Origin of the sequence: Xanthomonas sp. PPL134 (assembly GCF_040595915.1) — a bacterium.
GTDB lineage: Bacteria > Pseudomonadota > Gammaproteobacteria > Xanthomonadales > Xanthomonadaceae > Xanthomonas_A > Xanthomonas_A indica.
Map to the genome: position 1 here is coordinate 203,267 of NZ_JAMDLL010000004.1, position 24,938 is coordinate 228,204.

At 69.2% G+C, this 24,938-nt stretch carries 20 protein-coding genes and 1 pseudogene; 16 read left to right on the plus strand and 5 right to left on the minus strand.

Annotated features, from left to right (window positions below; translation table 11 throughout):
- The first annotated feature begins 4 nt into the window (after nucleotides 1–4).
- From M3U25_RS10755 to M3U25_RS10770, 4 genes are all read left to right on the plus strand, one after another.
- Nucleotides 5–1,111 carry a hypothetical protein gene (locus M3U25_RS10755; RefSeq protein WP_355498903.1) on the plus strand — a complete coding sequence of 369 codons (1,107 nt, stop codon included), beginning with the start codon at nucleotides 5–7 and terminating at the stop codon, nucleotides 1,109–1,111.
- Nucleotides 1,104–2,153 (plus strand): DNA methyltransferase, encoded by a 1,050-nt coding sequence (locus M3U25_RS10760; protein ID WP_355498900.1) that lies wholly within the window; start codon nucleotides 1,104–1,106, stop codon nucleotides 2,151–2,153. The genes M3U25_RS10755 and M3U25_RS10760 overlap by 8 nt, the downstream gene beginning before the upstream one ends.
- Nucleotides 2,154–2,277: 124 nt before the next feature.
- Nucleotides 2,278–3,024, plus strand: a complete 747-nt coding sequence (locus M3U25_RS10765) for a DUF2242 domain-containing protein (RefSeq protein WP_355498897.1) — start codon at nucleotides 2,278–2,280, stop codon at nucleotides 3,022–3,024.
- 131 nt (nucleotides 3,025–3,155) lie between these two features.
- Nucleotides 3,156–3,524, plus strand: a complete 369-nt coding sequence (locus M3U25_RS10770) for a glycine zipper 2TM domain-containing protein (RefSeq protein ID WP_160945432.1) — start codon at nucleotides 3,156–3,158, stop codon at nucleotides 3,522–3,524.
- Nucleotides 3,525–3,666: 142 nt separating this feature from the next.
- On the opposite strand, the gene M3U25_RS10775 is transcribed toward M3U25_RS10770, so the two are convergent.
- A complete protein-coding gene (locus M3U25_RS10775; protein WP_242082007.1) occupies nucleotides 3,667–4,557 on the minus strand; it encodes a TIGR01777 family oxidoreductase in 891 nt (296 codons plus the stop codon).
- A 184-nt stretch (nucleotides 4,558–4,741) separates the two neighbouring features.
- On the opposite strand from M3U25_RS10775, the gene M3U25_RS10780 reads away from it, so the two are divergent.
- Nucleotides 4,742–6,043 carry a hypothetical protein gene (locus M3U25_RS10780; protein ID WP_355498893.1) on the plus strand — a complete coding sequence of 434 codons (1,302 nt, stop codon included), beginning with the start codon at nucleotides 4,742–4,744 and terminating at the stop codon, nucleotides 6,041–6,043.
- A 69-nt stretch (nucleotides 6,044–6,112) separates the two neighbouring features.
- Nucleotides 6,113–7,057, plus strand: coding sequence for a phosphogluconate dehydrogenase (NAD(+)-dependent, decarboxylating) (gene gnd, locus M3U25_RS10785; protein ID WP_355498890.1), 945 nt, complete (start codon nucleotides 6,113–6,115; stop codon nucleotides 7,055–7,057).
- Between the two features lie 10 nt (nucleotides 7,058–7,067).
- Here the strand turns inward: gnd and M3U25_RS10790 are convergent, their stop codons facing one another.
- Nucleotides 7,068–8,108, minus strand: coding sequence for an oxidoreductase (locus M3U25_RS10790; RefSeq protein WP_242160892.1), 1,041 nt, complete (start codon nucleotides 8,106–8,108; stop codon nucleotides 7,068–7,070).
- A 144-nt stretch (nucleotides 8,109–8,252) separates the two neighbouring features.
- Here M3U25_RS10790 and M3U25_RS10795 point away from each other — a divergent pair, with 144 nt between their 5' ends.
- The 5 genes from M3U25_RS10795 to M3U25_RS10815 all read left to right on the plus strand — a co-directional run bounded on the left by M3U25_RS10795 (nucleotide 8,253) and on the right by M3U25_RS10815 (nucleotide 13,177).
- On the plus strand, nucleotides 8,253–8,669 hold the full coding sequence (locus M3U25_RS10795; protein WP_355498886.1) for a BON domain-containing protein: 417 nt from the start codon (nucleotides 8,253–8,255) through the stop codon (nucleotides 8,667–8,669).
- A gap of 188 nt (nucleotides 8,670–8,857) precedes the next feature.
- Nucleotides 8,858–9,202, plus strand: coding sequence for a hypothetical protein (locus M3U25_RS10800; protein ID WP_242160894.1), 345 nt, complete (start codon nucleotides 8,858–8,860; stop codon nucleotides 9,200–9,202).
- A gap of 205 nt (nucleotides 9,203–9,407) precedes the next feature.
- Nucleotides 9,408–11,219 (plus strand): ATP-binding protein, encoded by a 1,812-nt coding sequence (locus tag M3U25_RS10805; RefSeq protein WP_355498883.1) that lies wholly within the window; start codon nucleotides 9,408–9,410, stop codon nucleotides 11,217–11,219.
- Entirely contained in the window at nucleotides 11,216–11,656 is a 441-nt protein-coding gene (locus tag M3U25_RS10810; RefSeq protein WP_019797077.1) for a response regulator, read from the plus strand. Before M3U25_RS10805 ends, M3U25_RS10810 begins: the two co-directional genes overlap by 4 nt.
- Nucleotides 11,657–11,662: 6 nt before the next feature.
- A complete protein-coding gene (locus tag M3U25_RS10815) occupies nucleotides 11,663–13,177 on the plus strand; it encodes a response regulator (RefSeq protein ID WP_355498879.1) in 1,515 nt (504 codons plus the stop codon).
- A gap of 328 nt (nucleotides 13,178–13,505) precedes the next feature.
- On the opposite strand, the gene M3U25_RS10820 is transcribed toward M3U25_RS10815, so the two are convergent.
- Complete coding sequence (locus M3U25_RS10820) at nucleotides 13,506–14,345, minus strand: 20S proteasome subunit A/B (RefSeq protein ID WP_242160898.1); 840 nt, start codon at nucleotides 14,343–14,345, stop codon at nucleotides 13,506–13,508.
- A 96-nt stretch (nucleotides 14,346–14,441) separates the two neighbouring features.
- Between M3U25_RS10820 and folK the strand changes: the two genes are divergently transcribed.
- The gene (folK, locus tag M3U25_RS10825) at nucleotides 14,442–14,966 is read left to right on the plus strand and encodes a 2-amino-4-hydroxy-6-hydroxymethyldihydropteridine diphosphokinase (protein WP_355498876.1); all 525 of its coding nucleotides are present in this window, start codon (nucleotides 14,442–14,444) and stop codon (nucleotides 14,964–14,966) included.
- 117 nt (nucleotides 14,967–15,083) lie between these two features.
- Here folK and M3U25_RS10830 read toward each other — a convergent pair whose 3' ends face one another.
- On the minus strand, nucleotides 15,084–15,818 hold the full coding sequence (locus M3U25_RS10830; protein WP_355498873.1) for a pteridine reductase: 735 nt from the start codon (nucleotides 15,816–15,818) through the stop codon (nucleotides 15,084–15,086).
- Between the two features lie 54 nt (nucleotides 15,819–15,872).
- On the opposite strand from M3U25_RS10830, the gene M3U25_RS10835 reads away from it, so the two are divergent.
- The 3 genes and pseudogenes from M3U25_RS10835 to M3U25_RS10845 form a co-directional block, all read left to right on the plus strand.
- Nucleotides 15,873–17,057, plus strand: coding sequence for an SAM-dependent methyltransferase (locus M3U25_RS10835; RefSeq protein ID WP_160945422.1), 1,185 nt, complete (start codon nucleotides 15,873–15,875; stop codon nucleotides 17,055–17,057).
- Nucleotides 17,045–17,458 (plus strand): VanZ family protein, encoded by a 414-nt coding sequence (locus M3U25_RS10840; RefSeq protein WP_355499258.1) that lies wholly within the window; start codon nucleotides 17,045–17,047, stop codon nucleotides 17,456–17,458. Before M3U25_RS10835 ends, M3U25_RS10840 begins: the two co-directional genes overlap by 13 nt.
- A gap of 263 nt (nucleotides 17,459–17,721) precedes the next feature.
- Nucleotides 17,722–18,327, plus strand: a pseudogene (locus M3U25_RS10845) (expansin EXLX1 family cellulose-binding protein); the annotation flags it as partial.
- A gap of 103 nt (nucleotides 18,328–18,430) precedes the next feature.
- Here M3U25_RS10845 and M3U25_RS10850 read toward each other — a convergent pair.
- Nucleotides 18,431–21,064 (minus strand): TonB-dependent receptor, encoded by a 2,634-nt coding sequence (locus M3U25_RS10850; RefSeq protein ID WP_355498870.1) that lies wholly within the window; start codon nucleotides 21,062–21,064, stop codon nucleotides 18,431–18,433.
- Nucleotides 21,065–22,225: 1,161 nt separating this feature from the next.
- On the opposite strand from M3U25_RS10850, the gene M3U25_RS10855 reads away from it, so the two are divergent.
- Nucleotides 22,226–24,925, plus strand: coding sequence for a TonB-dependent receptor (locus M3U25_RS10855; protein ID WP_355498868.1), 2,700 nt, complete (start codon nucleotides 22,226–22,228; stop codon nucleotides 24,923–24,925).
- Nucleotides 24,926–24,938 lie beyond the last annotated feature (13 nt).

Genomic DNA, 24,938 nt, shown 5'->3' on the forward strand with positions numbered 1-24,938 from the left:
GGCCATGCACGCCTCCCTGCCGAGTGCGCCGCCGTTGAGCGGCGGCTCGCCGCTGTTTGCCGCGCTGCGCGCCAGCACACCGCATCTGGAATGGCGGGTGCCGGCCGCGGCGGATGCGTCGCGCTGGCGCCAGCAGCGCATCGGCGCGCGCGACTACCGCGTCGCGCAGCCAGTGACCTTCACTCCCTACGCATCGGTGCGGCCGTGTTCGGCGCGCTGCCGTTTCTGCTCGGAAACCCTGCGGCCGCAGAGCGGCGGCACCGCCGCGGCCAGCCTGCGGCCGCCGCCGCACTACTTCGCGCAACTGCGCCAGGCGCTGGCGCAACTGCACGGGTTGCCGCTGTCGCATTCGCTGTCGGGGCTGGAGATGACCGACGACGAAGCCTGGTTCCTGGAACTGCTGCAGACCCTGGGCGCGGCCGAGCGCGACGGCCTGCTGGTCGAACAGCGGGTGCTGTACAGCAACGGCGCCGGTTTTGCCCGCGGCCACGGCGATGCGCTGTTGCAGGCCTTGCAGCGCTTCGACCTGTCGTGGATCGAACTGTCGCGGCATCATCCGCAGCAGGCGCGCAACGACGCGATCATGCGTTTCCGCCCTGGCGAGGCGATCGCCGATGCGGGCGTCTTCGTCGCCACCGCCCAGCGCATCGCCGAAGCGCTGCCGCTGCGCCTGGTGTGCATCCTGCAGCACGGCGGCATCGCCGACGCCGACGGCGTCGCCGCCTACCTGGACTGGGCGCGCGCCTGCGGGGCGCGCACGGTGATCTTCCGCGAGTTCTCCCGACTCGGCGACGGCTATCGCGACGGCGGCACCGCGCGCTATCTGGCGCAGGCGCGGGTCGCGGTCGAGCAGGTGCTCGGCGCCTGCATGGCGGCGCCGTGGTGGCGCGCGCTGCAGCCGCTGCAGATCACCGAGGGCTACTACTTCTGGAATGTGCGCCTGGCCAGCGCCGACGGCATGGAGGTGGTGTTCGAGACCTCCGACTACGGCGCGATGCACGCGTGCCACGACAGCGGCGACATCTACAAGCTGGTGTTCTTCGCCGATGGGCGGCTGTGCGCCGGCTGGCAGCCGGACCGCGATCTGCTGTGGCGGGCGCCGCATGGATAGCCGCAGCTGGTGGACGCCGTCGCCGGATCCGCCGCAACATCGGCTACCGGAGGATCTGCGCCAGCGCGATCCGCTGGGCGCACGCGACTGCGGCTGGGTCGGGCAGATGCGTCCGTTCGTGCGCCACTTCAGCGCGCGCGGCGCACGCGTGCTGGATCCGTTCTGCGGCTTCGGCAGCACCTTGCTCGCCGCCGAGCTGGAAGGTCGCCACGGCATCGGCCTGGAGATCGACCCGGCGCGCGCGCGGCTGGCGCGCGAACGGCTGCAGCGGCTCGGCCTGCAGGCCGAGGTGCTGGACGGCGGCTTGCCCCAGTGCATGCCGGCCGCGCCGGTGGACCTGTGCCTGACCAACGTGCCGTACTTCGGCTGCGCCTGGCCGGCCGCGGCGGCACCCGGCCAGCTCTACGCCAGCGCCGACTACGCCGCCTACCTGCATGGCCTGCGTGCAGTGTTCCATGGCGTGCGCCGTGTCCTGCGCGAAGACGGCTTCTGCATCGCGATGGTGGAGAACGTGCAGCTCGGCGACGCCACCGTGCCGCAGGCCTGGGACCTGGCCCGGATCCTCGGCAGCCTGTTCGCGCCCTGTCCTGAGCGCGTGCTGTGCTACCCGCGCGAGACGGCGCAGCCGCTGGCGCCCGGCGACACCCGCAACGACCGCAGCCACGAGTACGCGCTGATCTTCCAGCACCGGCGCCAGCCCATCGACCTGCCCGGCACGGCGCAGTTGCTGGCGGCCCTGCGTGCCGACGGCTTCGCCTTTGCGCTGTACGGCAGCTATCCGCACTGGCTGGGCGATCCGGCGGCGGCACCGCGCCCGCCCGGCGACGTCGACCTGCTGCTGCCGCGCGACCTGGACGGGCTGCTGCGGCTGCTCGAATGGCTGCGCGCGCGTGGCTTCCTGCTGAGCCTGTGGGGCGAGCCGCTGGCGGCGCCGCCGACCCTGGAACTGCTCGATGCCCATCATTACCTGCGCGCCGAACGCCGCGCCCACGACGGCGGCCTGCTGCGCGTGGACCTGGCGCTGGAACCCGCCGCCGCCTGAGTCGGCGCGGCCCACGCCGCGCACCTCGCTAACCGCGGGATGAGCGGCCGCGCCGGCGTCAAGGCCGCGCCGACGCGCTTGCGGCTATTCTTTGCCGCGGTTCCCTCTCTCCGGTCAACGGCCTATGTCCGCTCCCTCCAAGGTTCTCGCCATTCCCGCGCTCGCGCTGATCGCGATCGGCCTGAGCGGCTGCTTCGCCCGCAAGCAGGACGGCCTGGTGAAAGAGACCTTCAATTCCGACAACACCTATTCGCGCAACTACCCGGTGCAGCCGGCGCAGGCCTGCGAATCGGCGCGCCGCGCCCTGCTGAGCCAGGGCTATGTGGTCTCCAAGGCCACCGCCGATGCGGTGGAAGGCACCAAGAACTTCCAGCCCAGCGACGAGTTGCACGAGCAGCTCGAGTTGCGGGTGTCCTGCGTGGCGCATGGGCAGGACGAATCCTGGGTGTTCGTCAGTGCGTTGCAGGACCGCTATGCGCTGAAGAAGAGCCCGACCTCGGCCAGCGTCGGCGTCGGCGTGCTCGGTTCGGTCTCGCTGCCGATCGGCAGCAGCGACGACTCGATGGTGCGCGTGGCCAGCAGCACGGTGCAGGACGGCGACTTCTACAAGCGCTTCTTCCAGTTGATGAGCGAATACCTGCCCAAGAACAAGCCGGCACCGGAGCCGCCTACGCATCCGCCCGCAGCGGCGGCCGTGACCGCGCCGGCACCGACGCCGGCAGCGCCCGCACCTGCGCCGGCAGCGCCGCTGATGCCGACTCCGATGCCCACGGCGACGCCTGTGCCACCGCCGGCACCCGCGGCCACCACCGCGACGCAGCCGCCTGCGACGACGGCGCCGCAGAGCGGCGAACCCGGCGGCGCCGACTGATTCAGGCGTCGCTGCGGAAGCTGAATCCGCGCGATTTCGCTTCACGAACCATTCGCGAAGTCGGTGAGAAGGTGGCGCCCGTCGAGAGCGCGGTGCTTGTGCATCGGCTCCGCCACCCAGGAGCAATCAGCATGAACACTCTCAAGTCCGCCTTGTGTCTTTCCGTGCTCGCCATCGCCACGGCCGCCGCGCCGCTGGCCGAGGCGCAGCGCCACTACGGCCCCGAGGACAATGGCCGCCGCTTCAGCGACGGCACCCGCGTGCACTGCAAGAAGGTCGCGGTGCGCAAGAACAGCACCGACCCCGACCGCCTCGGCGGCACGCTGGCCGGTGCGGCGATCGGCGGCCTGCTCGGCAACCAGATCGGCAAGGGCGATGGCCGCAAGCTGGCCACGGTCGGCGGCGCGGTCGCCGGCGGCGCCACCGGCCGCTACATCCAGGGCCAGCGCCAGCAGGCCAACGGCAACCGCGTGGTCGAGACCGTCTGCAAGCGCTATTGAGTCGCACCAACGCATCGCGTCGACCGGCGCCTGACGCCGGCGCGGCGACCTGATGCAGCACGCCCCGGCGGAGGCCTCCGCCGGGGCGTTTTCGTTTCGGTACTGATTGCGGCGCTGGGCGACGCGGCGCCTCCGCAGTGGCTCAGTCGGCGAGCACGGCGCGCAGCGCTGCGTCCAGTTGCGGGTAGCGGAACACATAGCCCTCGCGCTGTGCGCGCGTCGGCAGCACGCGCTGGCTGCCCAGCAACAGGTCGGCCATCTCGCCGAATGCCAGGCGCAATGCCGCCGCCGGCATCGGCAGCAGTGCCGGACGATGCAGGGTGGCGGCGAGTTGCTGCGCGAACGCGGCATTGGTCACCGGCGCCGGCGCGGTGGCGTCGTAGGCGCCTTCGCCGCCGTGCTGCAGCAGCCACAACAGCAGCCCGACCTGGTCGTCACGGTGGATCCAGCTCATCCACTGACGGCCATCGCCCATGCGCCCGCCCATCCCGAACCGGAACGGCAACAGCATCCGCGCCAGTGCGCCGCCGTCGCGGCCCAGCACCACGCCGGTGCGGACCAGGCTGGTGCGCACGCCCAGGTCCTGCGCGCGCAGTGCCTCGGCTTCCCAGTCGCGGCACAGTTGTGCGGAAAAGTCGTCGCCGGGCGTGCTGGTTTCGTCCAACACCTCGTCGCCGCGATCGCCGTAGTAGCCGATCGCCGAGCCGGAGATCAGGCAGCCCGGGCGCCGCGCGGCGTCGAGCCCGCTCATCCAGTCGATCAGAGCGCGGGTGGTGCCGATGCGCGAGGTGCGGAAGCGGCGCTTGCGGGTGGCGCTCCAGCGTCCTTCGCCCAGCGGTTCGCCGGCGAGGTTGACTACCGCATCGGCCGGTCCGGCGCGCTGCAGGTCGTCCAGCGTCTGCACCGCCGGCAACAGGCGCGCTGCGCGCGCCGGGTCGCGGGTGAGCACGCTGACCTTGTACCCGGCGTCGAGCAGGGCAGCGCACAGCGCGCGGCCGATGAATCCGGTGCCTCCGGTAACGAGCACGTGCATGCAGGGGGATCGCTTGCGCCAAGAGAGCCGCAGTGTAGGTGCGCCGGGCATGGCGGAAGAGTGAACGCCGCGCGGGCGGTGCGGGGCCGGATGACTTCGCGACGCCTGCACGGGCGATGCGGCAGGCTGCACCGGCGCCGCCGCCGCTGCGGCCGACGGAGTTCCTGCCCGCGATGCCCGCTGCATGATTCGATCACTCAGGTTCGCTCGCGTTGCGCCTCGTCGCGGCCTCGGCCTGCTGTTGGCCGCGCTGCTGGCCAGTGCCGCGGCCAACGCCGCGCCGGCGCCGGCCGACCAGGCCAGCGCGACCTGCCTGGCCGCGTTGCTGGAGCGGCTGGGCTGGCGCATCGGCAGCACCGCCGCAGCCCAGCCGCAGATCGCGGCCGGCGCGCCGTGCGAGCGCGGTTCGCTGGCCGAGGCGCAGGCGCATGGCGATCTGCAGGTGGCCTTGCCGGCGGCCTGGAACGACGCGCAGCGGCGGCAGGCGCTGCGTGCCTTGCTGGACACGCCAGCGACGCAGTGCGGCTATTTCCTGCAACTGGGCGCGGCCACGACGCGCGCGGTCGCGCGGCTGCAGGACAATCCCGGCTATCGCTTCTCGGCGCTGCAACTGGGCTGGATCGGCTTCGGCCCGCGCGGCGCGCAGGCGCAGGGCTGGGAGCGCTTCCGCAGCTTCGGCCGCGGCTATCGGCCGGCAGGCGGCAATGCGCAGGCGATCGAGGCGTTCTACAGCGGCCATGTGCGTTCGGAATGCGGCGTCGGCCGGCAGATCGCGCAATTGGCCACGCAGCGCGAACTGTATGGCGATGCCGCGTTCGATCGTGCGTTCAGCGCCGACGAACTGTCGATCGGCACCTTCCTGACCCTGCACGACACCGACAGCGTCCTGCTCGGCGCGCACGCCGGCGACTTCTTCGCCGACGGCAAGGCGGCCAAGACCGCGCAACGCGGCCGTGCTGCCTTCCTCGGTGCGCCGGGCTACATCGTGCACGTGTTCGAGCGCCGCTACCTGGACGACATCAACAACCAGGCGGAGAACTTCGTGGTCGCCGCGGTCAGCGCCGAGGCCGCCGCCGCGCTGCGCACGCACGGTGGCTTCGCGTACTACGACGGCCAGAACCGGCGCATCTGGGAACTGGCGCGGACCCTGCGCGGCCCGGGGCGCGAACGCTTCGAGCGCCTGCTGTACGACCGCGATCCGGCGCTGCGCGCACGTCTGGATCCCGCGCAGCAGGCCGTGCTCGCGCAACTGGATGCTCTGCTCGACGATCCGTTCTACCGCGGCTTTCAGGTCTACGTGCATCCCAAGGGCGTCAAGCCGATCGGCTACCACGTGGTGCGGCTGCTGGACCGCAACCCGCGCACGCCGTTCGCGGTCGAACTGACCCTGCACAACCTGCACACCACGCTGTACCGGCGCTGGCGCGACCTGCAACTGCGCGATTGCGCGCAGGCGCCGGTGCCGGCCGCCGCCGCGGCGCCTTAGCTGCGCGTCACGTCGGCGCCGCCGCTTCGTGAGACCCTAACCCTCCTTTTTTCGAACCGGGAACGACGCATGGAACTGGGACTTGTAGGCTTGGGCCGGATGGGCGCCAACATGGCCGAGCGGCTGGTGCGCGGCGGGCATCGCGTGGTCGGCTTCGACCTGGGCGAGGCCGCGCGCAGCGCCGCGCAGCAGCGCGGGGTGGAAGCGGTCGACAGCATGGCCGCGCTGATCGCGGCGCTGCCGGCGCCGCGCGCGGTGTGGCTGATGGTGCCCGCCGGCAAGGTCGTCGACGACACCCTGGCGGCGTTGCTGCCGCTGCTGGGCAAGGGCGACGTGGTGATCGACGGCGGCAATTCCTACTACAAGGATTCGATGCGCCGCGCCGGCGAACTCGCCGCGCACGGCATCGCCTATGTCGACTGCGGCACCAGCGGCGGCGTGTGGGGGCTGCGCGAGGGCTACAGCCTGATGATCGGCGGCGACACCGCCGCGGTGCAGCGCCTGCACGACGTGTTCGCGACCCTGGCACCGGCGACCGATGCCGGCTGGGGCCATGTCGGCCCGAGCGGCGCCGGCCACTTCACCAAGATGGTCCACAACGGCATCGAGTACGGGATGATGCAGGCCTACGCCGAGGGCTTCGCGCTGATGGGGCGCAAGCAGGAGTTCGCGCTGGATCTGCACCAGGTCGCCGAGGTCTGGCGCCAGGGCAGCGTGGTGCGTTCGTGGCTGCTGGACCTGTGCGCGGACGCGCTGGGCGCTAATCCGACCCTGGCCGGGATCGCGCCTTACGTCCAGGACTCCGGCGAAGGCCGCTGGACCGTGGCCGAGGCGATCGACCTGGACGTGCCGGCGCCGGTGATCACCCTCTCGCTGCTGGAACGGCTGCGCTCGCGCGACGACGATTCGTTCGCCGACAAGCTGCTGGCGGCGATGCGCAACCAGTTCGGCGGCCATGCGATCAAGCACGAGGGCGGCGACGCGCCCGCGCCGGGCGGCACGCGTCCCGCCTGACCCGCGACGCTCAGTCCAGCGTCACGCTGCAACCGGAGGCGGCGCTGCGCACGCCCGCCTCCAGCAGCCGCATCACCGCCAGCGCCTGCGCCGCATCCACCGGCGCAGGCCCGCGCCCGCCCAGCGCCTCGCGAAAGGCCGCATAGCAGTCGCGGTAATCGCCGCGGTGTGCCGGCAGGGTCTGTACCGAATGCGTGCCGTCGGCGCCGACCAGACGCAGTTGGCCGGGCAGGGGATCCTCGCCCCACTCCGGCGCGCCCGGCGCCACGCCCGCGCGCAACTGCGCTTCCTGCGTATCCATGCCGTGCTTGAGATAGCTGCCGCCGCTGCCGTGGATCGCGAAGCGCAGCCCGTTCGCGGCGACCAGCGAGCCGGCATGCAGCACCACCCGCAGCCGCGGATAGCGCAGGACCGCGTGTACGTAGTCCACGGCCTGTGCGCCGGGGCGCTGCAGTGCCAGGTCGGCCTGCACCGCCTGCGGCGGTCCGAACAGTTGCAGCGCCTGGTCGAGCAGGTGCGGCCCGAGGTCGAACCACAGCCCGGAGCCGGGCAGGGCGTGCTCGCGCCAGCGGTCGCCCACCTGCGGGCGATGGCGGTCGAAGTGCGAATGGAACTCGGCGATCTCGCCCAGCGTGCCGGCTTCCAGCAACGCGCGTACACCGAGGAAGTCGCCGTCCCAGCGCCGGTTCTGGAACACGCTGACGATGCGGCCGGCCCGCTGCGCCTGCTCGAGCACCTGCTGCGCTTCGGCCACGTCCACGGTGAACGGCTTGTCCACCAGCACGTGCTTGCCCTGCGCCAGCGCGGCCAGCGCCAGCGGCGCGTGGGTCTGATTGGGCGTGGCGATCACCACGGCGTCGATCTGCGGATCGGCGAAGGCCTGCGCCGCATCCGCAACCACATGCGCCTGCGGCCAGGCCGCGTTCACGGCGTCGGCCTGGCGCGAGACCACGGTGTGCAGGCGCAGGCCGGGCGTGTGGGCGATCAGCGGTGCATGGAAGGTACGGCCGACATAGCCGAAGCCGAGCAGGGCGAGATTGAAGTCGGACATGGGCGCGGGCGAGAGCGACGGGAATCCAGTATCGCGCGGCCCATGTCGGCGGATTGCGCATTCACGCTGCGGCGATTCGGCGGTCACGCCGCCTGTACGACGGCGTGGTGGAGACTGCGCGCACCTTCAGCGGAGGAAGACACGATGAAAACGATCAATGCACGCACCCTGCTTGGCGCCACCCTGGTAGCCGGTTTTGCGTTCGGCGCGGGCCAGGCGTTCGCGGCCGGCCAGTCCACCGGCGCCAAGGACCACGGCACCATGGGCCAGCAGGACACCATGCAGCACGACACGACCGCCCACGACGCCGGCCGCCACGACTCCAAGGAGCCGGTCACCGACACCTGGATCACCACCAAGGTGAAGGCCGATCTGCTGGCCACCAAGAACGTGTCGGGTACCGAGATCAAGGTCGATACCGTCAACGGCACGGTCAAGCTGTCCGGCGCGGTCGCGACCAAGGCGGAGAAGGACAAGGCCGTGGCCGTCGCCAAGAAGATCGACGGGGTCAAGAAGGTGGATGCGACCGACCTGAAGATCAGCGCGGCTGCCAAGCAGTAAGTAGCGATCCGCGGCCGCGGGTGGGGATGCGACGAGGCGCCACGCCCGCGACACCGGCCACGGCGCACCCTGCGGGGTGCGTTTTTTTTGCGTGGACCTCGGGGAATTCGCGACGTGTATCGCATTTCGCGTCGCTTTGACACCGGTTCGGACATCATCCCTTCATGTTCGTCAACGGATCACGCGCGATGTTGGACACCCAACCCCATCCGGCCGCGGGGCATGCGGCCGCAGCCGCCGAGGCGCTGGGCGCCGCGCTGTCCAGCCATGCGGCGCAGCCTTCGCCGCTGCTGCCCGCGGTGCGCCGGCTCGAGGCCCAGCTGAGCATGCTGTTGACCACCTTCCACGACGACGCCGGTTTCTGGCCCGCCTTCTCCGCACTGATGCAGGAGCTGGATCAGGGGCTGAGCCAGTCCGAGCGCCGTCGCCTGCGCAGCCATGCCGATTTCCTGCTGGTCCGCGCGGGCATGCCGGCCTGGGCGCTGGTCGGCACCCAGGCCGGTTCGGCCGCCTCCGCGGCGCGCCAACCCTGAGCGCCGCGCGTGCGTGGCGCTCCTGCCGGCGGCCGAAGGTCGCCGGCGTCGGCGTCGGCGTGCGCGCGAGCTGGGATAGAGTCCATGTCGTCGGTGCGATCGGGGTGTCGCGCTTCCGCTGAATAATTCATCTGCTGCCGTGGAAGATGGGCGACAATGCGCGCCCGCGATGGCCGCAGCCGTTCCTTCTTCTTACGCACCCGCTATGCAGACCATCGCCAAACACGATGCTTGGGACCGCTGGCGCCTGCCGCTGCTGGCCCTGGCCGTTGTTCTGATCGTCATCCTGCCCTCGCTGCTGCTGCGGCAGATGAATGCCAGCACCTTGCACGCGGCCGACTGGGTCGGCCATAGCCAGGAGGTGACCGCCACCCTGAACGCGATGGAGGCGGACATGCGCGACATGGAGTCGGCGGCGATGGCGATGTCGCACGGCGTGCAGTCGCCGATCCTGGACGCGCGCTTGAAGGAGGCGCGCGCGTCGTTGCAGCCGACCATCGCCCATCTGGCCGAACTGACCCGCGACAACCCCGACCAGCAGGTCCGCGTCGGGCGCCTGCAGAGCACGCTGGAGCGGCGCGGGCTGATCGCCGAGCGGATCGCACAGACGCGCGATCCGGAGCGGGTCCGCGCCCTGATCCAGGACATGACCGCCGACAACCCGGTCCGCGGCCTGATCGCCGAACTGCAGCGGCGCGAGGACGAACTGCTGCGCGAGCGCACCGCCGACGCCGACCAGCGCCGCATGCTCGCCTCGATGATGAGCTGGACCTCGCTGCTGGTGCAGTTGCTGCTGCTGGGCCTGGTGATCTGGCTGCTGCAGCGGCAGATCGGCCGGCGCCTGGACGCCGAGCGCCACATGCTGCGCGCCAACAGCCGCGCCGCGGCGGTGCTGCAGACCGTGCGCGAGCCGATCGTGCTGCTCGACGGCACGCAACGGATGATGATGCACAACACCGCCTTCGCCGAACTGTACGGTATGGACCTGGCCGATCCGCCGAAGATGCTGGCCGACGTCGGCGATGGCGTCTGGCACGATCCCATCATCGTCCAGCGCCTGGCCGACGTGATGTTGCGCGGACGCGAATTGTGGGATTTCGAGCACGAACAACTCGGCGCCGATGGCGTACCAAGGACCATGTTGCTGAATGCGCGGCGCATGCCGCTGCCGGACAGCGAGGATGAAGTGGTGTTGATGACGGTCAGCGATATCACCCTGCAGAAAACCGCGCAACAGCGCATCCAGGAGCTGAACCGGCAACTGGAGGGCAAGATCGAGCAGGTGTCGGAAGTCAATCGCGAACTGGAGGCGTTCAGCTACTCGGTCTCGCACGACCTGCGCGCGCCGCTGCGCCACGTCGCCGGCTTCGCCGACAAGCTGGCCCGCCATCTGGGCGACGGCGCCGACGAGAAGAGCCGGCACTACCTGGAGGTGATCGGCACCTCGGCGCGGCGCATGGCCTCGCTGATCGACGACCTGCTGGTCTACTCGCGCCTGGGCCGCAGCGCGTTGCGCCTGCAGGCGGTGGACATGCAGTCGCTGGTGGCGGAGACACGCTCGGTGCTGGACGCCAACTACCAGTCCGACCAGGGCGGCAGCGGCCACCGCATCGAGTGGAGCATCGCGCCGTTGCCGATCCTGGTCGCCGACGAGAACATGATGCGGCAGCTGTGGCTGAACCTGCTCGGCAACGCGGTCAAGTACAGCGCCAAGCGCGAGGTCGCGCAGATCGAGGTCGGCTACCAGGTGCAGCCGGACGGCAGCCATCACTTCAGCGTGCGCGATAATGGCGCCGGCTTCGACATGACCTATGCGGCCAAGCTGTTCGGCGTGTTCCAACGCCTTCACAAGGCCAGCGAGTATTCCGGCACCGGCATCGGCCTGGCCAGCGTGCGCCGCGTGCTGACCCGCCATGGCGGCCAGATCTGGGCCGAATCCGCCCCCGACCAGGGCGCCACCTTCCATTTCGTTCTGCCCCCGGCGCCCGAAGCGTCCCCTACCGAGTTCATCGCATGACCGCCATCCGCACCATCCTGCTTGCCGAAGACAGCCCCGCCGATGCCGAAATGGCGGTGGATGCATTGCGCGACGCGCGTCTGGCCAATCCCATCGTGCACGTCGAGGACGGCGTGGAGGCGATGGACTACCTGCTGCGCCGTGGCGCCTACGCCGACCGCGAGGAAGGCCTGCCGGCGGTGCTGCTGCTGGATATCAAGATGCCGCGCATGGACGGCCTGGAAGTGCTCAAGCTGGTGCGCAGCGACGAGTCGCTCAAGCGCCTGCCGGTGGTGATCCTGTCGTCCTCGCGCGAGGAAAGCGACCTGGCCCGCAGCTGGGACCTGGGCGTCAACGCCTACGTGGTCAAGCCGGTGGACGTGGACCAGTTCTTCACCGCGGTGAAGACGCTGGGAACCTTCTGGGCGCTGATCAACCAGGCGCCGGACAAAGAGTAAGCGCGCATGCCCACCACCGGCCCCAGGCTTGGCCCCATCCGGATCCTCATGGTCGAGGATTCGCCGGAGGATGCCGAGCTACTGTCCGACCAGTTGCTGGACGCCGGCCTGGAGGCGACGTTCCGCCGCGTGGAAAGCGAACCGACGTTGCGCGAAGCGCTTGGCGAGTTCGCCCCGGACATCGTGCTGTCGGACCTGAGCATGCCCGGTTTCTCCGGGCACGAGGCGCTGCGGGTGGTACGCGAGGACGGCAACGCGGTGCCCTTCATCTTCGTCTCCGGCACCATCGGCGAGGAGACCGCGGTGGAGGCGCTGCGCGACGGCGCCAACGACTACATCATCAAGCACAACCCGACCCGCCTGCCGTCGGCGGTGGCGCGGGCGATCCGCGAGGCCCGCACCGAGCGCGAGCGGCAGCGGGTGGAGCGCGAGCTGATGCGCGCGCAGCGGCTGGAGAGCCTGGCCCTGCTCGCCGCCGGCCTCAGCCACGACCTGCGCAACATCCTGCAGCCGCTGCTGATCGTGCCGGAACTGATCGTCGGTCGCAGCAACGATCCGCAACTGCGCCATCTGGCCGACGTCATTGCCGAATGCGGCCGGCGCGGCCATGAGATGGCCGAGTCGATGCTGTCGTTCGTGCGCGGCTCGCGCACGCCCAGCGAGCGGGTACGCATCGCCGAGCTGCTCCAGGCGGTGCAGATGCTGCTCAAGAGCAGCCTGCCGGAGCGGGTGACGCTGAAGGTGAACGTGGCCGATCCGGCGCTGTCGATCGAGGCCAACTACACCGAGCTGCAGCAATGCCTGCTCAACCTCGGCCTTAACGCGATCCAGGCGATGCCCGACGGCGGCCAGCTGAGCTTCTCGGCGAGCCCGGCGATCGGCGCCGACGGCAGCGAGCAGGTGCGCATCCTGGTCCGCGACACCGGCATGGGCATGGACGCGGAAATCCAGGCACGGCTGTTCAGCCCCTTCTTCACCACCAAGCCGGACGGCACCGGCCTGGGCCTGATCTCCTGCAAGCGCATCGTCGAAAGCTACGGCGGCCGGATCGGCGTGGACAGCACGCCGGGCGAGGGCACCTGCTTCGAACTGCTGATGCCGCTGCGCACGCCGGCGCCGTCGACCGAGCCGGAGCTGTCGCTGCCGATGGGCAAGGGCCAGCGCGTGCTGCTGGTCGACGGCGAAGCCACGCGGCTGTCGCTGCTGGGCAATGCGCTGTCCAGCCAGGGCTACCGCCCGCAGCTGGCGTCCGACGGCGCCGCGGCGCTGCGCGACGTCGAGGAGCACGGCCTGCCGGACCTGGTGATCGTCGACAGCGACATCATCCTGCTGTCGGCGGTGCGCCTGCTGCTGGCGCTGCAGGACCTGGGCTACCAGGGCCCGGCGATCGTCCTTGAGGACACCGGCACCCACCTGGAACGCGACCACTTCCCCGCCGACATCGCCGTGCACGTCCTGCGCAAGCCGCTGGAAATGCAGCGCGTGTTCCGCGCCGTGGCGCATGCGCTTGAGAGCGGTTGAGGCGCTGGGAATGGGGATGGGGGAATCGGGAATGGGAAAGGCAACAGCAACAGCGAGCGGCTTTCGCTGAGAGGCTGGCAATAGGAGGGCGGCAGCAAAACGACTGCCGCCTCGGTGGTAGGCGTGCTCAAGCGCACGCTTCAGGAGTCGGGACTAGCGCCGCGATGCCCTATTCATCGCCGAGAGGCTGATAACCACGGTCGAAAAGGCAGCAGTGCTGCATTGCATCCTGCAATGACGCGAGCGCCGACACGTCCCGTACACCGAAACGGAGGCATCGCACTCCGCTTTTACGATTCCCCATTCCCGATTCCCCACTCCCGGCTTCTCACTGCTGCGCCGACTGGTCTTCCGGGTCGCGGCGGGCGGGGGCGCGGCGGGGGGGCAGGGGCGGCAGGACGTCGCGGGTTTCGTTGTCGGGGTCGGCGGCCAGGGCCGGTTCCCAGGGGAAACGCGGCAGGGTGCGCACGGCGTTCTCCAGCTTGCGCGACCAGGTGTCGTGGATCTCGGCGTATAGCGGGGTGTCGGCTTCCAGGCGCATGCGCTCGGTCACGCGCAGGTCGTTGCGGCGGATCAGCGCCAGGTCGATCGGCATGCCCACCGACAGGTTGGAGCGGATGGTCGAGTCCAGCGACACCAGCGCGGTGCGCGCGGCGTCTTCCAGTTGCATCTCCGAGCGGATGATGCGGTCCAGGATCGGCTTGCCGTACTTGGATTCGCCGATCTGCAGGTAGGGCGTCTCCGGCGAAGTGGCGATGGCGTTGCCGAGCGGGTAGATCATGTACAGCCCGGGCCGTTCGCCGGCGATCTGCCCGCCCAGGATCAGCGTCGACTGCACGTTGACGCCGCTGTGCTGGGATTGCTCGGAGAGCTTGATCTGGCTGGAGGCCAGCACCTCGCCGACGTACTCGGCGACCTCGAACAGGTGACGGAAGCTGCGCAGACTGCGCGGCGCCTCGGGATCGTCGGCGTCGCGCTGCAGGCGCGAGAGGGTCAGCTGCGTGGTCGCCAGGTTGCCGGCCGACATCAGTGCGAACACCGCCTGGCCCGGATACTCGAACACGTGCAGCTTGCGGTGCACGCGGACGTCGTCCAGCGAGGCGTTGGTGCGGGTGTCAGCGGCGAAGACCAGGCCTTCGTCCACTTCGATGCCGACGCAATATGTCATGGCGCTGCCGAAAAACCAGGTACGTTCCGATTCTATGCGGGGGGCTCGGGCTTGGCTACCGTTGACGCTCGCCGCCGCGGCATGCGCGAATAGCGCATGACCACCGTGCTTCTGAGCCTGGGCAGCAATCTGCGCCCGCATCACCACCTGGCCGCGGCGATCGCGGCGCTGCGCCGGCAGTTCGGCGCGATCGCCGTGTCGCCGACCTATCGCACCGCGGCGGTCGGTTTCGACGGGCCGGCGTTCCTGAACAACGCCGCGGCGCTGCAGACCGACTGGGAGCTGGCGCCGCTGGACGACTGGCTGCATGCGCTGGAGGACGCGCATGGCCGCGACCGCAGCGGCCCGCGTTTCAGCGACCGCACCCTGGACATCGACGTGGTGTTCTACGGCGACCGCATCGTCGAGGGACCCGGCAAGTTGCGCATCCCGCGCCCGGAACTGCGCCACGCCTTCGTCCTCAAGCCGCTGGCCGACATCGCCGCCGACTTCGTCGACCCGGTCAGCGGCCAATCCCTGGGTGCGCTATGGCAGGCGCATGCCGAGCATGGCAAGGCGTTCGAGGTGGTCGAGCTGGATGATGAAGCCGGGAATGGGGAGTCGGGATTAGGGAATCGGTAGAGCTGGGTGCCGGGCTGATCGTCGCGTTGTCATGACGCGGCCTGGCGTGGCTCTCAGCAATGGCTGGAAGAGGTCGCGCTTGCCGATTCCCCATTCCCCATTCCCCGTTCCCAGCCTTCAAGTCAGCCCGCGCCCGCCGTCCACTCGCACGGTCTGCCCGGTGACGAAACTGGCGTCGTCGAGCAGCCAGCGCACGGCCTCGGCGATTTCCTCGACCTGGCCGATGCGTGCCAGCGGGGTGCGTGCCAGCAGGGCCTGCTGCGCGGCCGCGTCCTTGCCCGCGTCGGGCCACAGGATCGCGCCGGGGGCGATGGCGTTGACCCGCACCTGCGGTGCCAGTTCCAGCGCCAGCGAGCGGGTCAGCATCGCCAGGGCCGCCTTGGCCGCGCTGTACAGCGGATGCGCGCGCAGCGGTTGTTCGGCGTGCAGGTCGGTGAGGTTGACGATCGCGCCGCCATGCTGGCGCAGTTGCGTGGCTGCGGCCTGCGCCAGGAACAGCGGCGCGCGCGCGTTGACCGCGAACAGGTCGTCCCACTGCGCCGGCGTCGCCTCGTGCAACGGCGTGGGATAGAAGTTGGAGGCGTTGTTGACCAGCGCGTCGAGCCGGCCGAAACGCGCCACGCACTGCGCCACCAGGTCCGGTAACTGCGCGGTGTCGCGCAGATCGGCCTGCAGGGTCAGCGTGCTGCCGGCGCGCATGGCCTCCAGTTCCTGCGCCAGCGCCTGCAGCTCGGCCTGCGAGGTATGCGCATGCAAGGCGACGGCGTAGCCGGCCGCGTGCAGGCGCCGGGCGATGCCGGCGCCGATGCGCCGCGCGCTGCCGGTGATCAGGGCGACTTTGGTCTGGGTCATGTACGGGTTCCGTGCTCGGCTATGCTGTGCATTGTCCACGCAATCCGGCGCCGCATGCCCACCGACCTTCCCTCGCCCGATGCCATCGCACTGGCCCACAGCGATCGCCTGGCCGCGCACATGCGCGCCGAGATCGCCGCCGCCGGCGGGGCGATTCCGTTCTCGCGCTTCATGGAGCTGGCGCTGTACGCGCCAGGTCTCGGTTACTACAGCGCTGGCAGCAGCAAGTTCGGCGAGGAGGGCGATTTCGTCACCGCGCCGGAGCTGGGGCCGTTGTTTGCCGCGACCGTGTCCAATGCGCTGGCGCCGGTCTTGCAGCAACTCGGGCCGCAGGCGCGCATGCTGGAAGTGGGCGGCGGCAGCGGCGCCTTCGCCGAGGTCATGCTCAAGCGCCTGCTGGCGCTGGATGCGCTGCCCGAGCGCTATGCGATCCTGGAGCCCAGCGCCGATCTGCGCGAACGCCAGCGCGAGCGCCTGGCGCGCGCGCTGATCCCGCCGGTGTTCGACCTGGTGGAGTGGCTGGACCGGCCGTTCGACGACGACTGGAACGGCGTGCTGTTCGCCAACGAGGTGATCGACGCTCTGCCGACGCCGCGCTTCGCGCTGCGCGACGGCGAGGTGTTCGAGGAGACCGTGACCCTGGACGGCGAGGGCCGCTTCCGCCGCGGCGAACAGCCGGCCGATCCGCTGCTGGCGGCGGCGGTGCGGCACATCGAGCGCTATCTGCAGGCGCCGTTCGCCGATGGCTACCGCTCCGAGCTGCTGCCGCAGTTGCCGTACTGGATCCAGGCGGTGGCCGGCGGCCTGCGCAGCGGCGCGATGCTGTTCGTGGACTACGGCTATCCGCGCCGCGAGTTCTATCTGCCCGAGCGCGACGACGGCACCTTGCGCGCGTTCTACCGGCATCGCACGCATGCCGATCCCTACCGCTGGCCGGGCCTGCAGGACCTGACCGCGTCGGTGGACTTCACTGCGCTGGCCGAGGCCGGCACCGGCGCCGGCTTCGACTTGGCCGGGTACTGCAATCAGGCCAGCTTCCTGCTCGGCAACGGCCTGGACGCGCTGCTGGCCGAGGCTGAGGCGCGCGGCGACGAGGCCGCGCGGCTGCGCCTGCGCCAGCAGGTGAAGCAGCTGACCCTGCCCAGCGAGATGGGCGAGCGCTTCCAGGTGATGGGTTTCGAGCGCGACGTCTCGCTGGCACCGGCGTTCCTGTCCGGCGACCTGACCTGGCGGCTGTGATGGCGGCAGTGCGCGCCTTCCGCTGGCCGTGGCTGTGGCTGGGGCTATGGTTGCTGGGCATCGTGGTGCTGATCTACGTGTGCATGATGCCGCACCCGCCGGAGTTGTCGGACCTGCCCGACAGCGACAAGGCCGAGCACTTCATCGCCTACCTGCTGCTGTCGGCTGCGGCGGTGCAGATCTATGCCGGGCCGCGCGCCTGGCGCTGGGCCGCGCTGGGCCTGCTGGCGCTGGGCGTGGGCATCGAGTTCGCGCAAGGGGCGTGGACCACCACGCGCGCGGCCGATCCGCTGGATGCATTGGCCGATGCCTTGGGCGTGGCGGCGGGCATGGCCACCGCGGCCACGCCGTGGCGCGACCTGCTGTGGCGGCTGGAGCGCGGCAACCTGCGCCGTCGCTGAGCGACGTGGTGGCGCGGTCTACGGCGTCGGCCAAGTCGTGGAATTCCCGGCCGCGCGCAAGGCGCGGCATGCGTACCGCGTCCTAGAGTGCCGGCGCCGGGCAGGCTGCCCGGTCGCCGCGCGGCGGCTCCGCGCGCCTGTGCAGGAGAACACGCATGCAAGCACGCCACTCCACCCGTGCCGCGCGCGGCGCCGGCCTGTTCGCCGCGCTGTGCCTGGCGATCGGCGCGGCACCGGCCAGCGCCGCCTGGAACGATGTCTGCAGCGGCACCGCCACCTACACCAGCTCCGGCTATTCCGGGGGCGCGTTGTTGCTGGATCCCATCGACCCGACCGCGACGATCACTGCGCTGAACCCGAAGCAGCTCAATTACGGCGGAATCCAGGCGGCGCTGGCCGGTGCCTACCTGCAGGTGCAGGGGCCACGCGGCACGGTCACCGTGTATGTCACCGATCTGTATCCGGATGGCGCCGACTGCGGGCTGGATCTGTCGCCCAATGCGTTCGCCGCGATCGGCGACACCAGTGCCGGACGCATCCCGATCCGCTGGCAGGTGGTGGCCGCGCCGGTCGCCGGCAACGTGGTGTACCGGATCAAGGAGGGCAGCTCGCAGTACTGGGCGGCGATCCAGGTGCGCAACCACCGCTATCCGGTGGTGAAGTTCGAATACAAGAAGAACGGCGACTGGGTCAGCCTGCCCAAGACCGCGTACAACCATTTCGTCGGCGAGCAGATGGGCGCGCAACTGCTGGAGATCCGCCTCACCGACATTCGCGGCCAGGTGGTCACCGATACCCTCGGCGCGCTGCCCAGCCAGGGCGACAAGGGCGTGTACCTCGCCGACGGGCACGTGCAGTTCCCGCGCTGACGGACGTTCTTGCATGCGCCGGCGATCGCACGCCGGCGCTGCTTGCACGTGCGCGCGCGCGCCTGCGCCGCGGCATTGCCGCAGCGCAGGCGTGGCGATGCGCTCAGAACTTGAAGTGCAGCGTCGCCATGTAGCGGCGGCCGTTGTGGTAACGCCCAGCCGGGTGGTCCTTGTCGCCCAGGTACTGCAGGTACTCCTCGTCCAGCAGGTTCTGCGCGTCCAGTTGCAGCGACCATTGCGCGTTGATCGCGTAGCCCACGCTGGCGCCCAGGTCGGTGTAGTCGTCGACGCTGGCGGGCGCGGCGCCGGCGACGTAGCCGCCGGCCAGATAGCTGTCGCGCCAGTTCAGGCTGATCCGCGCGTTCCACGGCCCCTTCTCGTAGTACGGACTGAAGGCGACGCTGTTGCGCGACTGGTAGGGCAGCGGGTTGCCGCTGTTGTTCTCGCCGCTGGCGTAGGTGTAGTTGGCGGACAGGCCGAAGCCGCTCTCGCCGAACGGCTGCTGGTAGGCCAGGGTGAAGCCCTTGACCTTGCCGTCGCCGGCGTTGCGCGGGCGCTGGATGCTGTAGTCGCAGTAGCCGTCGGCGGTGCAGCCGTTGCTGCCGAGCATCTGCGCCCAGGTCTGCGGCGAGGTGTCGCGGATCGCGTTGTACTGGCGCTCGATGGTGGCCGAGGTGTCGATGTAGTTGTCGATCTTCTTGTAGAAGATCGACCAGGCCACCACCGCCTGCGGCGCGAAGTAGTACTCGGCCGAGAGGTTGAAGTTCCACGATTCGTACGGCGAGAGCTCGGCATTGCCGCCGCTGCCGGTGAGCGTGGTGTCGTTGAGGAAGGTGTTGTTGACCATCTGGTTGTACGGCGCCCAGGCGATCACCTTGCCGGCGCCGAAACGGAACACCCAGTCGTTGTCGGTGTCGTAGGCCAGGTTCAGCGACGGCAGCAGGAAGTGCTCGGTCTGCGTGCGCGTCTGCCACTTGCTGTCCAGGTCCTGCAGGGTCGGCGTGCCGCTGTAGACGAAGCCGCTGCCCTCGGTCTTGGAACGCACGTAGCGCAGGCCGAGGTTGCCGCGCAGGCCGGCGTTGGAGAAGTTCAGCTGCACGTAGGCGGCGTTGTTGGTCTGCTGCAGCGCCCAGGTATTGTTGAGGTAGCTGGACGGGTCCGGGGTGGCGTAGTCGACCGGACTGTTGCGGATCCAGTCGATCACGTTGCCGCGCCCGGCCTGCACGTGCTGGCCCTGGTCGGGGTAGAACCCGCGGATGTCGGTCAGGCCGATGGTGCCGATGTCGGCCAGCGTGCCGGGGGTGACGCCACCGTACACGTTGAGCGCGAAGTCCTCGTCGTGCTTGCCCTGGCGCACGCCGGCCAGCAGCTGGTTGAACACGCCGTCGAACTGCAGGTCCAGATCGAGCTGGCCGTAGCGGTCCTTGCTCTGGGTGGAGAACACGCCGTTGTTGCCGATCCAGCCGCCGGCCGAGCCCCAGTTGGCCGGATTGCGCGCGGCCGCCGGATCGTCGAAGCGGATGCCGCGGTCCAGATCCCAGCGGAAGCCGCCGTTGTAGAACGGCTCGAGGAAGTACTGCGCCAGGTGATCGTTGTCGGACTTGCTCTGGCCGACCTGGCCGCGCAGGGTCCAGCGTTCGCCGCGGTAGGCACCGCGCAGGTCCAGGCCCTTGGTGGTCACCTGCGACTGGCGCACGTTGTTGTCGTAGATCACTGTGCCGCCACCCGCACTGGCGTTGGCGCTGGAGTGGCCGCTGTTGACCACGCCGTTGCGCACGTCGCCCAGCGCGTCGACCGCGGCGACGGTGCCCGGGTTCCAGGTCAGGAAGCTGTACATCGACTGGTTGTAGTTGTCGAAGTCTTCCTTGATGTACAGGCCGCTGAGGTTAAACTCCAGCGCGTCGCTGGGCTTGAGCTGCAGGTTGAGCACCGCGCTGTCGCGCTTGCGGTCCTGCTGGAACCAGGCGGCGTTGATCGAGTTGGGCACGTCCGCATCGGCGGGCACGCCGGTGGCGTTGGCGAAGGTGCCGGCCTTGGCGTAGCCGAACACTTCCAGGCCCTGGCGATCGACGCGTTCCTCGTAGTGCTGCGCGGAGACCGCAATGCCGAAGGTCTCCTGCGGATTCTTCCAGCTGTACAGCAGCGACGCGTTCGGCTTGCCCTCGCTGGCCTGCTGGCTGTAGCTGTAGCCGACCGAGCCGGCGATCTCGTTGGCCTTCAGGTCCAGCGGCTGGCGGCTGTGCATCAGCACGGTGCCGCCGAGGCTGCCTTCGGTCAGCCGCGCCTCGGTGGATTTGACGATCTCCGCGCGGCCCAGGATCTGCGGCGACAGCAGGGTGTAGTCGAAGCCGCGGTTGGGCTGCTCGCCATACAGCCAGATCGCCTGCGCCACCGGGTGCCCGTCCAGGAACGACAGATTGAGGCTGGGATCGGTGCCGTCGATGCTGACCCGCTCACCCTGGCCGAAACGGCGGTCGATGGTGACGCCGGGGATCTGCGCGAACGCCTCGGCGACGTTGGTGCTGGGAAACTTGCCGATGTCCTCGGCGGTGATCGCCTCGGACACGGTGACGTTGTTGCGCTTGGTGTCCAGCGACTTCTCCAGGCTGGCGCGGATGCCGACCACCTGGACCGCGTCCAGGTCGGTGGCGGCGGAATCGGCCTGCTGCGCCTGCGCGGCGAAGGCGAGGACGCTGGCGGCGATGGCCGCCGACAGGGCGGAATGGCGGTATTGCATGATGTCTCTCCCTCATCATTCAATGGATCAACGCGATTGCGCGGACGTCGGGCCGCGTGTCGGGGTTGCCTGTTGCCTTACTGCCTGGGGTGCGGATGCGGGCTGGAGTGCCGGGTGATGCGGAACGTGGAGGCCGTCCTGCGCTGCACGGGACGACGGGTGCTGACGGTGGTGTCGAGCGCACGCGCATGCCCGACTGGCCTCGACGCGTGCGGGGCGATCTCGCGTGATTCGGGAAGAGGCGCCGGCGAGGCTGCCCATTGCGGGTGATAGGACCACGCCCCGATGGCGGGACGCCGCGGAAACGGTGGCAGGGCACCGGGCGCGGCGTGCGCCGGCGACCTCGCGCTGGGCAGGGCGCGACGCCGTCCTTCGGAGTGCCACGACGTGCCGCGTGCGACACGCGATGCGTGCGAACGGATCATTGCGATCACATGCCTCCCTTGGCCCGCTTTCGCGCCGCACATGCGCGGCTACACCCCCGTGTGCGCCGATTCTTACGAGGCTATGACAACGATGTCAAGCCTTGGCAAGAAAATTTGTCTGGTTGTGGTTTTGCCGCTCAATCTCGGCACTGGATCCCGGAAAGGACGTTGTGGTGGAATGGGAATGTAGATTTATCAATCAGTTGCATCAGAGGCTGGAACAGTCCGTGGCCGTGCGTAAATGAGAATGCAGTGCGGTTATGCCGCGGCGCACAAATTGGTCTCGTTGTCACAATTGGTGCGGCATAGGTATCGTGACAACGATGCGTGGAAAACGCCGCGCCGGAAATATTTTGTCGGCGCATACAATTGATAAATAAGCGATTTATCGGAATTTGCGCGCAAGACCAGGGGTCATTGTGCGATTTCGTGCGGCACGGCGTTGACACAATCTTTCTAAGACCATAAGAATCGAAGCGCCTGGAATTGGTCCTTGCCAATTCGGGCCAGATTCGTCCAGCCGCACCATGCAGTCGCCCGTTCCGGGGAAGGGACGGGGACGCGCCTCCCGCAAGACCGGGCGCAGGAAACAGTCAGACGCTCCATTGGCTCCGTGTCCGCACGGACGGCATCGCCCTGCGCGTCGCGTGGGGCGCGATGGAGGGTGCTGCCTGCCGATCGCCGCCCTGGATGTCAGCCGTCGTCGTGCCGATCCGCCATCAACCAGGATAGCCCAATGCCACATGTCGCCCGCTCCCGTTCGCATTGTTGTCCCCTGTCCGCCCTCGCCAGCGCCATCGTGCTCGGCCTGCTCAGCGCCGCTGCGCAGGCGCAGGAAGCGCCCGCATCCGACGCGGTCTCCCAGCTCGATACGGTGACCGTCACCAGTTCCTACCAGAAGAGCCTGATCACCGCGCTGGACAACAAGCGCACCGACGCACGCATGACCGACGGCATCTCCTCGGAAGACATCGGCAAGTTCCCGGCCGAGAACATCGCCGAGGCGATCCAGCGCATTCCCGGCGTGCAGATCTCCACCATCAACGGGCGCGGGTCGACCATCAGCATCCGCGGCCTGGGCCCGCAGTATTCGGCCACCACCATCAACGGCCAGACCATCAAGAGCGCCGATTTCACCGACGGTTTCCGCTACGACATCATCCAGCCGGAAGTGGCTGCGGCGATCCAGGTGATCAAGTCGCCGTCGGCGGACATGGATGCCGGCGGGCTCTCGGGCACGGTCAACATCGAGACCACCAAACCGCTGGACTACAAGGCGCGCAAGCTGATCTTCTCGGCCAAGGAGCAGTACGCCGAATTCGCCGGCGGCGCACCGACGCCGAAGGGCGTGCTGACCTACATCGACCAGTTCCATCTCGCCGACGGCGGCGAACTGGGTGTGTTCGTCAACGCCGGCTACCAGAAGCTCAAGGACCGTGCCGACTACCTGTGGATCGACCGCTGGTACACCCAGGCCACCGACGACGGCACCCTGTACATCCCGCGCCGTCCGCGCTATCGCTCGATCGAGCGCGAGACCGACCGCAAGATGCTCACCGCCGGGCTGCAGTGGAAACCCAACGACCGGCTGGAGATGAATCTGACCGCGCTGTATTCGCAGGACAAGACCGACAACGACATGAACCAGTTGGTCTACTCCTTCGATCGCAATTACCTGAGCGTGCTGCAGACCGACGGCCTGACCGCGACCAAGGTGTCGGCCTCCAACTACTGGCTGGAGAACAACCGCCAGCTCGAGCGCCACGACCTGAGCTCGCAACTGCTGACCTGGGACGCGCGCTGGAAGGGCGACGCGTGGACATTCAGCGGCGTGGCCAACTACACCGAGGGCAAGACCGACGAGGACGAGCGTGCGGCGATCCTCGGCCGCAAGCCGACCGCGACGCTGTTCGACATGTCCAACCCCGGCGCGATCTCGCTGACCACGGACGCCGACGCCACCGACGCCAGCGCCTGGAACAAGGCCAACCTGGTGCGCGACGAATACCCCAACGGCGCGATCAACGCGCTGCGCAACAAGGAATGGTCGCTGCAGTTCGATGCGGAGCGTTACGTCGGCAACGGCTTCCTCGACGCGATCAAGGTCGGCACCAAGTTCCGCCGCGAGACCTTCGACCGCAACGTCTGGCGCCGCGACTTCCTGTACCTGATCAACTCCGGCGCGGTGTCCGGCTACGACATGTTCCCGGAGCTGTCGGCGGCCAGTTCCAACGTCAGCAATTTCCTCGACGGCAACCTGGCCTCGCAGAGCGACTGGGTGGCGCCGGACGTGTACGCCTACGCCCGTGCCCTGGCCGCCTCCGGCATCACCGTGCCGGTGCTGTTCGCGCCGCAGGCCAGCTACCACATCCGCAACGACATCTTCTCCGCCTACGCGTTGGCGAAGATCGATACCGACCTCGGCAGCATGCGCCTGCGCGGCAACGTCGGCGTGCGCTACGAGAACACCAAGCGCACCACCGACACCTACCTGACCACCGCCTCGCAGTACAGCGAGGACGCCAACGAGGTGGTCGGCACCGAGCGCGCGCCGTACGACTACCACAACTGGCTGCCCAGCCTGAACCTGGTGCTGGACATGCGCGAGGACCTGCTGCTGCGCTTTGCCGCCGGCAAGGTGCTGGTGCGGCCGATCCTGGACAGCAACACCGCCATCGCCACCACCATCTCCTCCGGCAGCAACACCGGCGGCACCACGACCTACGACGTGGCGCTGGGCCAGACCGATCTGAAGGCGCTGACCGCCGACCAGGCCGACCTCAGCCTGGAGTGGTACTACGGGCAGGGCGGCGGGCTGACCCTGGCCGGCTTCTGGAAGAACGTCAAGAACGGCACCTTCAACAGCATCGTCTGCCCGGCCACGTTCAACGGCACGGCGCTGTCCACCAATGGCGCCGGCGACTGCGTGGACGGTGGCGGCAACATCTACGAGATCACCGCCACCCGCAACGATCCCAGCAAGGTCAAGATCAAGGGCTACGAACTGGGCTGGACGCAATCCTTCGATGCATGGCTGCCGATCCAGGGCTTCGGCCTGACCGCCAACTTCACCCGGGTGATCCCGCAGCGCGACACCGACTTCAAGATCCGCAACCTGTCGGAGAAGACCTGGAACGCCACCGGCTACTGGGAGAACGCGATGTTCTCCGCGCGCGTGTCGCTGAACCACCGCAGCGAGTACGAGCAGGACAGCAGCGACAGCTTCTTCGCCCGCGAAGGTCACACGATGAAGGCGCGCACCCAAGTCGACGCGGTGCTCGGCTACCAGGCCACCGACACGCTCAGCTTCCAGCTCGGCGCGCTCAACCTGACCAACAAGAAGGAAGAGGCGTACAAGGACATCAGCAGCCGTTGGCAGATGACCGGGGTCACCGGCCGCAGCTTCTACGTGTCGATGCAGTGGGACATCCTGTGAGGGCGGCGCACGC